Annotated in this window: 10 protein-coding genes and 1 riboswitch; of the genes, 7 read left to right on the top strand and 3 right to left on the bottom strand. The window is 69.7% G+C overall.

Features of this window, described 5'->3' with window-relative positions:
* Positions 1-515 precede the first annotated feature (515 nt).
* A riboswitch (M-box (ykoK) riboswitch) is annotated at positions 516-692 on the top strand.
* A gap of 290 nt (positions 693-982) precedes the next feature.
* Positions 983-1,297, top strand: coding sequence for a hypothetical protein (locus FCI23_RS51830; protein ID WP_136730905.1), 315 nt, complete (start codon positions 983-985; stop codon positions 1,295-1,297).
* 37 nt (positions 1,298-1,334) lie between these two features.
* A complete protein-coding gene (locus FCI23_RS51825; RefSeq protein ID WP_136730904.1) occupies positions 1,335-1,625 on the top strand; it encodes a hypothetical protein in 291 nt (96 codons plus the stop codon).
* Between the two features lie 2 nt (positions 1,626-1,627).
* Here FCI23_RS51825 and FCI23_RS51820 read toward each other — a convergent pair whose 3' ends face one another.
* Positions 1,628-1,876 carry a hypothetical protein gene (locus FCI23_RS51820; protein WP_136730903.1) on the bottom strand — a complete coding sequence of 83 codons (249 nt, stop codon included), beginning with the start codon at positions 1,874-1,876 and terminating at the stop codon, positions 1,628-1,630.
* On the opposite strand from FCI23_RS51820, the gene FCI23_RS62840 reads away from it, so the two are divergent.
* The 5 genes from FCI23_RS62840 to FCI23_RS51805 all read left to right on the top strand — a co-directional run bounded on the left by FCI23_RS62840 (position 1,875) and on the right by FCI23_RS51805 (position 5,700).
* Entirely contained in the window at positions 1,875-2,000 is a 126-nt protein-coding gene (locus FCI23_RS62840) for a hypothetical protein (protein WP_265737850.1), read from the top strand. The two genes, FCI23_RS51820 and FCI23_RS62840, sit on opposite strands and share 2 nt — an antisense overlap.
* Before the next feature lie 292 nt (positions 2,001-2,292).
* Entirely contained in the window at positions 2,293-2,721 is a 429-nt protein-coding gene (locus tag FCI23_RS51815; protein ID WP_136730902.1) for a hypothetical protein, read from the top strand.
* A gap of 393 nt (positions 2,722-3,114) precedes the next feature.
* Positions 3,115-3,297: a DUF6884 domain-containing protein gene (locus FCI23_RS63475; protein ID WP_322974053.1), complete on the top strand. Its 183-nt coding sequence runs from the start codon at positions 3,115-3,117 to the stop codon at positions 3,295-3,297.
* Between the two features lie 437 nt (positions 3,298-3,734).
* Positions 3,735-3,953, top strand: a complete 219-nt coding sequence (locus FCI23_RS51810) for a hypothetical protein (RefSeq protein WP_136730901.1) — start codon at positions 3,735-3,737, stop codon at positions 3,951-3,953.
* A gap of 676 nt (positions 3,954-4,629) precedes the next feature.
* Positions 4,630-5,700 (top strand): aldo/keto reductase, encoded by a 1,071-nt coding sequence (locus FCI23_RS51805; RefSeq protein ID WP_322974052.1) that lies wholly within the window; start codon positions 4,630-4,632, stop codon positions 5,698-5,700.
* 84 nt (positions 5,701-5,784) lie between these two features.
* Here FCI23_RS51805 and FCI23_RS57790 read toward each other — a convergent pair whose 3' ends face one another.
* Together FCI23_RS57790 and FCI23_RS51800 are read right to left on the bottom strand one after the other, a co-directional pair.
* Entirely contained in the window at positions 5,785-5,946 is a 162-nt protein-coding gene (locus FCI23_RS57790) for a hypothetical protein (RefSeq protein ID WP_169317414.1), read from the bottom strand.
* Between the two features lie 93 nt (positions 5,947-6,039).
* A complete protein-coding gene (locus tag FCI23_RS51800) occupies positions 6,040-9,462 on the bottom strand; it encodes a glycoside hydrolase family 3 C-terminal domain-containing protein (RefSeq protein WP_136730899.1) in 3,423 nt (1,140 codons plus the stop codon).
* Positions 9,463-10,257: the final 795 nt, after the last annotated feature.

Below are 10,257 nucleotides of genomic sequence, written 5' to 3'. Positions count from 1 at the left end.
GGAACCCTGCCCTCGTTCGCCCACAACCGCAGCGTGCCAGGGTGCACACCCACCCGCCGCGCAGCCACCGCCAACCGAAGAAGTTCCATGACGAGAGAACCTACGGCCTCGGCGGCACCCACCACCCCAAACCGGCATAAACATCACACCATCGCAGGAAGCGGGGCGGAATTACCCACAGATCCACACGCACTCTGCTACGCAGCATCCAAAAGGGTCCCTAAGCGAAACCCCCAACAGTTGAAGACCCTGCCGCCGAAGCAGTAGAAGCCGCAGTCCAGCGGTAGGCGGTCACATTCCGCGACTCTCACCAGCTGTGTGTCGACGTCGCCGCGCGAGTCCGGCCCGCGGTAGCAGCCGGTGGAGGGCCTCGACCCGTCCGCAAGCGTTCAGGAAACCGAATGCCGTGGCGGTCGTCCCTGCCGGGCATGCTCCGATCCCGGGGGGCCCAGCGTTGGGGGCCGTCTTCGAAAGTTTGTGGCTGTTGCTGTCCCAGCGTGGTGGACGTAAGTAATCGCGGCCCTGGTCAGGGACGGCCGCTTCTGCGCGGACACAGGCCACTGACCTCAAACGTCGAGAGACGCCCCAGGTCAGGACAGCTCACCTCGGCATAAGGGGTGAGCCCAAATTCCCTCCCGGGCCCCGGCTGGGAATACGCCGCGCAGTTCTGAAGTTCGACGAGAGAGGCGCTCTCCCGCAGCGGGGGTTCCTGTACCAGTTCGATGACACCCGCGTGTGTCCTGGCCGCGAGGAGGTGAGGGAAATGAGTCCCTGGCCCAGTCCAGAGCCCGCTCCAGGGCATGCTCATCCGTCACGCTTGATCGCGGTCCACGCTCGCTGACCGACACCCTCACCCGCCTCCCACCCATGGATTCCCCCAGGCGCCCTGCCCCGGGGAGTTCCGAGGTGTGCGACGGCAGAGGGCAAGGGCAGCGGCACACGCGGCCGCACAGGATCAGGCTCGTCCCCAAGGGAGACAGCCATGCGCATCGAACTGACCTGGACACGTACCGACGCGGCCAACGGCACGCTGACCATCCCCGTACCCGAGGCCCCCGTCAACGACCTCCTCCGCCCTGTACTGCGCCACGCGCGTCGGGCGTGGAACGCTGCCGCTGTGCGGCGTGCCATCGCCTACGCGGAGCCGGCCGCGGGAATTGCCGCCGACGCCGCAGGCGCAGGGGTGCTTGTCCAACTGGCACTCCCGATCGCCGTCCGCCTCGCCCAGCAGGTTCTCGACAACGCAGCGCGCGGCGCCGACACCAGCCCCACCGCGTGCGCGGCCCCGCCGGGGTGACGCGACCGACCGCGTGCCGCCCGGAAGGAGAAAGCTGATGAACGACACGCACCTCCAACAAGCCCGGTCCTTGGTGCGCCAGGCTGCGGAGCAGTTGACCGAAGACGACCAGGCGTTGACGGCTGCCTCCGCCGACGCGCTCGTGGTCGGCCGGGCAGCACGCGTCGACGACTTGCGACTTGCCGTGCTCGCTGCCTGGAGTGCCGGCGCCTCGCGCGAGGAACTCGCACGGGACGCCGGCGTGAAGATGGGACTGATAGGGGATTGGATCGCAGCCAACGACCTGAGCCAGGCACTCGCACGGCCAGGACATCGGCACCCCTCGTAGCCTCACGGCATGGCATGCACCAGCGCGCGGCTGACCGCGGTGCCCGGGGTGCTGGCGTGCTGGCGTGCAGCTACCCGGACGAGGGCGAACGCGTGCCGGCCCCGAAGAAGGTGAGCAGCCAGGACGCGGTAACCGATGCGGCCCGCGATGACCTCGAAGCCCGCGTGATGTCCGTCATGGCCTGTCAACAGCCGGTCGCCACAGGCCTGCGTACGCTCGTGGCCGCCCTCCGCATCTCCGGATCGCGCCATGGACAACGTCCACCGCAGCACCTTCAAGCGCCACGCCGTGAATGCCGCGCCGGCGCTGACCGCACCGTCCCCCGGCCCGCACCGCCGGGCGCTCACCGCAGCCCGCACCGCCTCCGCCGCATGATCCGTGACGAGCACCTCTCGTACCGCGTGGACCGCTGACCAGGCGGGAGAGGACCGTTCCGGGGGGGCCTGCGGGCGTCGGCTCCGGGGGCCAGGAAGATGACTTGGGGGGGCAGGCGTGGCCACTGGCAGGCCCGTCCCGCGTACCGCGCCTCAGGACGGGCTGAGTGGTTATCCGAGTGCCAGCATCTGTGCCTGCCATTCGGACTTACGAGAGCGTTTACTGGTTTATACGGCCAAATATCCCATAGGCCCGGTAAGAGACATCCAGCGGAAAGACGAGGTGAAGCATCATGAAGGCCACTACGAAGGCGCACCGTTTCCGGACTGTCGCGATCGGGGCCGCGTGTGCCGCTTTGTTGGCAGGTGGCGCCGGAGTCGCAACCGCCGCTCCGGCCAGCACTCCGAATGTCGCAGCCGCAAGCGTCTCCGCCCCAAGTCCGAAGGCGAAGGCATCCATCACCGTCAAGGCGAACACGATGTCGGTCAAGCCCGGGCAGACAGTCACCCTCACCGGCAAGACCAAGGGCATCGCGGCAGGCAGCAAACTCACCGTGCAGCAAATGGACAAGGGCAAGTGGACCACACTCCACGCGAGCACCACTGTGAATCACGACAGCAGCTACCGCGTGCGGGTCAACCTCATCAAGAAGGGCACCGAGATGCTGCGAGTCACCGACGGGAAGACCGTATCCCCGACGGTCACCATCACCGTCCACTGACACTGGCCAAGAACCCCGCCGCACGCCCGGCGGACGAAATCCATATCCATCGCCGCAGGCAAGGCTGCCGTCCGGAGACGCGGCAACGGCGGCCGACATCCAAGGACGTCACGCAACGGCGCCCTTTGGCCATGGACACAGCCGGACGCACCCACCCCGGGTGCTGTCAGTTCTCATCAAATTGACGGCTCCGTGGTCAACAAGTGATGCCCAAACTCGTCGACAGGTGGTGCTCGTTCGTCCTCGCCTACGAAGCCTGTCCAACCCGACCTTCGGATCCCCGAAAACCCGGTTTCGTCGCGCGGGTTCGGCCCCCTCCACCTCCAGGAAACGGCGAACCCGCGCGCTTCGTCGTGTGGTCGACGCAAGGGGGTGGTCTCTGACCCGAACGTTATGGTCCCCGCGGGTGAGCTGTACACCGGGAGCTACCATCGGGCCGCACGTCGTGCCGCTGAAACACTCATGCAAGGCGCCCGGGCCGGCCGTGTACTGATTTTGTCGGCCCGATGGGGGCTGGTTGCACCCGACGAGCGGATCGCCCCGTACGACCTGTGGCTGGCGAGAAGGGCGCCGTGACCAGCGAGCGAATTCGCAGGCAGGCCGCGTCCTCGTCGGCATCTGCCCTGAACCGACACCGACTTCACCACAGATTCACCCATCTGCCTCTACGTCGGGGGTGATGGATACGGGATGTGGGAGCTTCCCCGGGCGCGGCTCTGACCTGGGCATTCATCCAGGCTTGCCGAGCAGATGGGGAGGAGAAGCGGCAATAAGAGGCGAATCTGGGCTTTCCTCTGATTTACACGGACTCGTCCATGGTGTTGGCTCCCAATTGAGACATGAGCAGCCCGGCTGTGCGGAGCGCGGATCGGACCTGACGATGCGGCGGACATTCGCCGTTCCCCGGGGCCTTTCCCTTTCCGGCGTCCTGTGCCCCAGCCCCGACGGGGCAGTTACGAGAGGCACTTCCACGTCGGCCGGGCTCCACAGTTCGAGTACGAAGGAGTAACACCATGCGCGCAACCAACGTGACGCGGGCGTTCGCCGTCGCCGTTGCCGGCGGCATCCTGGCAGGCGGTGCGATGCTCGCGACCGCCACGACGGCCGAGGCCGCTCCGGCCCGGGCCACCTCCGTCACCCAGGTGCAGGACCGGCACCACGACCGTGGCCGTCACCACAGCCGTCACCACCGTCACTACTTCGGTCGGCACCACAACCGTCACCACCGCTAAGGTCGCTGACTCGCTCGGGAGGTGTGGCCGGGCCTTTCAATCGGCGCCTTCCGACGGGCAGTCAGGCCGCGGGCCGGCCGCGCTATGAGGCGCGGGGTCGCAGTGGTCAGGCTGCTGGCGTGTCCAGTCGGGGGCCTGGGCACGCCAGCTGCCTGTACACGGCCCCGGCCACCCAGCTCGCACTCTCCTTCATCACCGAGCACGGCCACCGCGTCTGTGCCGAGTCCTACCGCATCCGCCACCCCCTCGACCCGACCGAGCCTCGCCCCTGCGCACCACGCCCTTCCACCAGCGGCAGGCCGACCTCGGTTGGTCTTCCCGCAGGCCGCCGCCACTGGTCCCCGATCGCCGCCCCCGAGGCCGAGGCCACCCGTGAAGACGCAGCGCTGTACGACCTCACACCGATCGAGCGTGTGGACGTCACCGGACCAGGGGCCCTCCCTGCGGATGGACCGGCTGTCCGCTGCCGTAGACGCCGGTCCTTGATATTATTGGTACAGCGTTCGACCGTGTGTCCCGGGCGTCGGCTCGCGGGCGGCCGGCTCGCCGAGTCCCGGCGATCTCCTCCGCCGCGGAAGCAGAATCCGACGGGCATGGCTGCCCGCCTGGCCGCGTTGCGGCTGCCCGGCACACGACCGGCCCGGATCTTGCCGGGCAGTTGTGCAAGCCGAGGGGAGTGGGAATCGTGGAGTACCGCCAACTTGGACACTCGGGCCTGCGAGTCTCCGTCCTGACCCTGGGAACCATGACCTTCGGCGGGAAGGGCATGTTCGCCATCCTCGGCGGTACGGACGTGGAGGGCGCCCGCCGGCAGGTCGCCATGGCCATGGACGCCGGGGTGAACTGCTTCGACACCGCGAACATGTACTCCAACGGAGCGGCCGAGGAGATCCTGGGCGAGGCGATCGAGGGCCGCCGGGACGAGCTGCTGCTGTCGACCAAGGTGCGGATGGTCGTCGGCGAGGGTCCAAATGACGGGGGGCTGTCCCGGCACCACATCATCAGCCAGCTGGAGGGCAGCCTCCGGCGGCTGCGCACCGACCACGTCGACATCTACCACGTCCACGAGTGGGACGGGCAGACACCGCTGGAGGAGACGCTGGAGGCGCTGGACACCCTGCTGCGAGCCGGCAAGATCCGTTACCTCGGCGTGTCGAACTACAGCGGCTGGCAACTGATGAAGGCGCTCGCCGTGTCCGACGCCCACGGGTACCAGCGGTTCGTCAGCAACCAGATCTACTACTCCCTGGAATCCCGAGACAGCGAGTACGAGCTGGTCCCGCTCTCCCTGGACCAAGGGCTGGGCATCATGGTGTGGAGCCCGTTGGCGGGAGGACTGCTCAGCGGCAAATACCGGCGGGACCGCGAGGCCCCGGAGGGCAGCCGCCAAGTGGACCCCCGCTGGCAAGAGCCGCCGATCCGCGACAGGGAGCGGCTTTACGACATCATCGAGGTGCTGGTCGGCGTCGCCGACGGCCGTGGCGTCTCGCCCGCCCAGGTCGCGCTCGCCTATCTGCTGCGCAAGCCCGGTGTCAGCACCCTGGTGATCGGCGCTCGCCGGGACGACCAGCTCCGGGACAATCTGGGCGCCGCCCAGCTCACGCTGGACGACCACGAGTTCGCCGCGCTCGACAAGGCCAGCGCGCCGTATCTGATCTATCCGCACTGGCACCAGGCTCGCTTCGCCGCCGACCGGCTCAGCGACGCGGACCGCGCGCTCCTCGGACAGCACATTGCCGCCGGCTAGGAGCGTGCCCCAGTAATGGGCAACCGATCAGCTGGCGGTGATCGATGGGAACGGTCACGGTCGCGCCTGCGAGGCCCGGCTTGGTCAGCCGGTCAGGGCGACGAGTCCGGCGGTTCCGGTGCGTCGGAAGATCTTGCGGAGGTTGTGGCAGGCGGCGAGCAGTCGCCACTGCTGCCTGGAGGCCGTCGAGATCAACATCAGCGTCCGCGACCAGGTGCGCTGACCCCGCGCACTCCGGCGGCTCACAGGCGCGCCGCCCCTTCTGGCTGAGCGGGCCGCTGCCGCCGCCCACCCGATGATGGTGTGGACGGCAGCGGCGGCCCTGCGCAACGCGGGGGTTCAGCCCAAGGAGATCGCGAACACGTGGACTCCGGTGTCGGCCGGCAGCGTCACCGCGGCCACGGTCTTCGCCGGATCCAGCGCCCCGCCGGTGGTGTAGAGGCTCACCGCGTGATTGCCGAGCGTGTCGCCCGGCGGCCGGTTCCAGTTCGCCGTGGTGACCGCGAGCTGCGCGTTCCCACTGGCCTTGTTGCTGTACCAGTCGGGGAAATCCACCGCCAGATCCGCGGTCGTCCCGTCGGTGTACATCACCTTGACCGTCCCCGAATGCGCCGACCCGATCCCGGTGCCCAGCAGCCCGAGCTGCGAGCCCTGACCGTGCACACGGATCACCTGCCCGCCCGCGGCGACGTTGTCCGGCTGACCGGGCTGCGTGTCCGGCCACCGGTAGGACAGCCCGCCGGCCGTCACCGTCGCCCCGGGCGTGTAGCCGACCGCCGCCAACTGCGTGGCGGAGAAGCTGTAGCCGCCCGGGTCGAGCTTGCCCGTCGAGGGATCGCTGTCCGCGCTGATGCCGGCGTTGTTGTACGCGGCCGCCGTCGTCGCGTACGGCACGGTCGTCGTCGCACCGGCGGTACGCGTCTGCCGGCCGGCCAGCTCGAAGGACGCCGTCCCGGTGAGCGTGACGGGCCCCGCCGCGGCGGTCGACGGCGCGGTGACCGTCCAGGAGGCGGTCACCGACGAGTGCGGCCCGACCCGGCGCACGGTGGCGCCGGCCGCGGGCACCGCGGTCCAGCCCGCCGGCACGTTCAGCCCGAGACGCAGGTTCTCCACCCCGGAGTCACCGGTGTTGGTGAACGTCGTCTTCACCGTCTGCGCGGTCCCCGGATCCGTCGTCGCGGCCGCGGACACGGCCACGTACTGCACGCCCACGGTCCTGCGCACCGTCACCGCCGAGGTCAGCGGCGTGTCGGCCGACGACTCGCCGACGTACACCGGGTAACTGCCCTTCAGGACCGTCCAGTCGTGGGCGCCTGTGTCCCACACCCGGAAGTCGTCCGGCGACAGCGTGAGCCGGACCGTTTTCGTCTGACCCGGGTCCAGCCTCACCTTGGCGAAGGTCTTCAGGGCCTTCGGCGGCTCGCCGGAACCGCTCGGGTGCCCCAGATACACCTGCACCACATCGGTCCCCGCCCGGTGCCCGGTGTTCGTCACGTCCACCGACACGTGAACGGGCGCGGTGCCATGGGCGGTCGCCTCCACCTGGTCCGGGCCGGTCCTCAGATGCGACAGCCGGAAGGTCGTGTACGACAGGCCGTAACCGAACGGGAACAGCGGCGTCTGCCCTTCCTGCTGGTACCACCGGTACCCGACCTCGAGGCCCTCGCTGTAGTCGTAGACCCCGCCCACCGCCGGGTAGCGGCCGGGCGCGGCCGCCGTCGCGGTCTGCGTGTCCGTCATCGGGAAACTGACCGGCAGCCGGCCGCCCGGCTCCGCGTCGCCGGTGAGCAGCGCCGCCAGCGCGTTGCCGTCCTCCTGGCCCGGGTACCACATGTCGAGCACCGCCGGCACGTCCGTCAGCCACGGCATGAGCACCGGGGCACCCGCCCGCAGCACCACCACCGTGCGCGGGTTCGCCGCCGCCACCGCCCGGATCAGATCGTCCTCGTTGCCCGGCAGCGCCAGCGTCGTGCGGTCCGACCCCTCGCTGGAGGAGTCGCCCACCACGACCACCGCCGCGTCGGCCTTCGCCGCCGCCTGCGCGGCCGCCGTGATCGTCGGATCCGGCACCCCCGGCGCCGACCAGCCCACGCTCACCGACGCGCCGCCCGCGTTCTCGTAGTACTCCACCCGCAGCGAGTGCGGCTCCCCGGCCGTCAGCGGAACCGGCGTGCTCTTGACCGTCTGCGCCGCGTGATCGCTCCAGTTGTCGACGATCAGCTTGCCGTCCAGATAGACCCGGCTTCCGTCGTCACTGGTCGCGGCGAACGTGTACGCAGCCGTCGCGGGCGCGGTGACCGTCCCCGTCCAGCGCGCCGAGAACCCGTCCGCGGGAATGCCGCCCGCCGGCGACCCCGTACCCCAGTCGAAGTCGACCGCCGGGTCGTCCCGGGTCAGCGCGGGCGTGCCCGACAGGGTCGTGTTGGTGAAGTACTCGCCCTTCAGCCCGCTCAGCGCGGAGGCCGGAATCGGCGGGAAGCCGTTGCCCTGCCCGGCTTTGACCGAGGTGACCTCGACACCGCCGCCCAGCCGCGCTCGCAGCCCCGTCAGCGGGTCCACCTTCTTGTAGGGGGTCACAGCCGAACTGCCCCCGCCGCCGGTGACCGCCGTCTCCGCGTCCGGCCCGATGACCGCCAGCGATGTCAGCTTCGAGGTGTCCAGAGGCAGCACCGAGCCGCTGTTCTTCAGCAGCACACTGCCGTCCTCGGCCGCCTGCCGCGCGAACGCGCTGTCCGCCTCGTAGTCCACGGCCGGCGGCGTCTGCGGATCGAACAGCCCGGTGCGGAACTCCAGCCGCAGAATCCGGCGCGCGGCGTCGTCCAGCACCGACTGCGGCACCTGCCCCGCCGCGACGGCGGCCGGAAGCTGCTGGAAGTACGTCGTCCCGCTGAACTCCTGGTCCAGGCCGGCCAGCGCCGAGGCCACCGTGCTGTGGTTGGCCGGGTAGTCGGTGTCGATCACCCCGTCGAACTTCCAGGTGTCGATCAGCACGTCCCGCAGAATCTGCGCGTTCTCACACGCGTACGTACCGTTGACCTTGTTGTACGCGCACATCACCGACCAGACCTTGCCGTCCTTCACCGCCTTCTCGAAGGCCGGCAGGTAGATCTCGTGCAGCGTCCGCTCGCCGATGTCGGAGCTGGACGTCGTCCGGGCGTTCTCCTGGTTGTTGCCCGCGTAGTGCTTGACCTGCGCGGCCACTCCCTGGGCCTGGATCCCGCGGATCTCCGACGCCCCGATGTCCCCGGCCAGTTCCGGGTCCTCTCCCAGCGTCTCGAAGTCCCGACCGCCCAGCGGCGTACGCACGATGTTCACCATCGGCCCGTAGATCACCTGATAGCCCCGGGACTTGGCCTCCGCCCCCATCACCGTCCCGTAACTCCGGGCCAGGGCGGTGTCGAACGACGCCGCCAGCGACACCGGCGACGGCAGCGCGGTGGCCGGCTGTCCGTCCCGCACACCCCCCGGCCCGTCGGTGAACTGCGTCCCCGGAATCCCCAGCCGGTCGATGCCCGGTGTGTAGCCGGTGGCATGCGACCCCGCCGGCACCCCCACCGACGTCATCAGCGTCGCCTTCTCGGCGTTGGTCATCTGACCCAGCAGCAGATCCACCCGCTTCTCCAGCGGCAGCGAGGAGTCGAGCCAGGGTCTGGAAGCATGGGAGCCGTTTCCGGAAACGGCTCCCGCAGCGGCAGGGACCGTCAGTGGTACTGCCAGGGCGGCGGCAGCCGCCGCTGCGACCGCGAGTCGGGGCATGCGCATACGGGTACTCCAAAGGGACGTCCGCGCCTGCGGGTTCAGAGGATGAACGCAAACGTGTGGGAGTGTCCGCCCGCCCCGGCGCCCCGTCAACAACCTGAACACAAGTCACCACCCTGACCAGACGATCCCGGCCGCGCGGCTGAGCTCTGCCTGGAGCGGCTGGGAGCGGCGCATCCCGCGCTCGCGTTGTGGTACCGCAAGGGGGCCCCAAGGCCGCATCGCCCAGGATCCGGATCCGCCTTGGCGCCTTCCGCCGCGAACCGCAGGGCCGCGGTGCGCCCGATGCCCGAACCCGCGCCGGTGACGACGACACTGCGCCGCGCACGGCAAGGAGCGGGATCGTATGAAGAGCATGCGGGAGGGGAGAGCGCGCCCTCCCTGGCCCGCCGTCCCCACCCCCAGGGGCCTGGCCGAAGGACCTGGCCCACGGGCCTGGCCGAAGGACCTGGCCCAGGGGCCTGGCCGAAGGACCTGCGCGCCCGGAGGAGGTGTGCCTGATCGCCTCGCCGCGGCCCCGCGCTGTCGGAGGTCAATGTCGTTCTCGTGGAGCGTCCGGCTTGGGTGATCAAACGGGACGCTCCGCGAGAACGACGCGGAGGCCCGGACGCCGGCCTGGTATGGCCGAGCCGCCGGCGGTGCTGGCCGACGCCGCAGCATCGGTCTCACGATCAGCGCCATTTCCTGGAACGGCGTCGTAGAGCCCCGCGGCCACCACTGCGGCCGGAGCCGCTTGATGGAGCCGGTCGTGTCGAGCTATCCGTCGCCGGCCTGCAGAAACTGCCGACAACTCGGCGG

This window comes from Actinacidiphila oryziradicis (assembly GCF_005047355.1).
In the GTDB taxonomy this organism is placed as follows: domain Bacteria; phylum Actinomycetota; class Actinomycetes; order Streptomycetales; family Streptomycetaceae; genus Actinacidiphila; species Actinacidiphila oryziradicis.
Note: the sequence above shows the minus strand (reverse complement) of the source record. Positions and strands in the feature narration are given on the sequence as shown.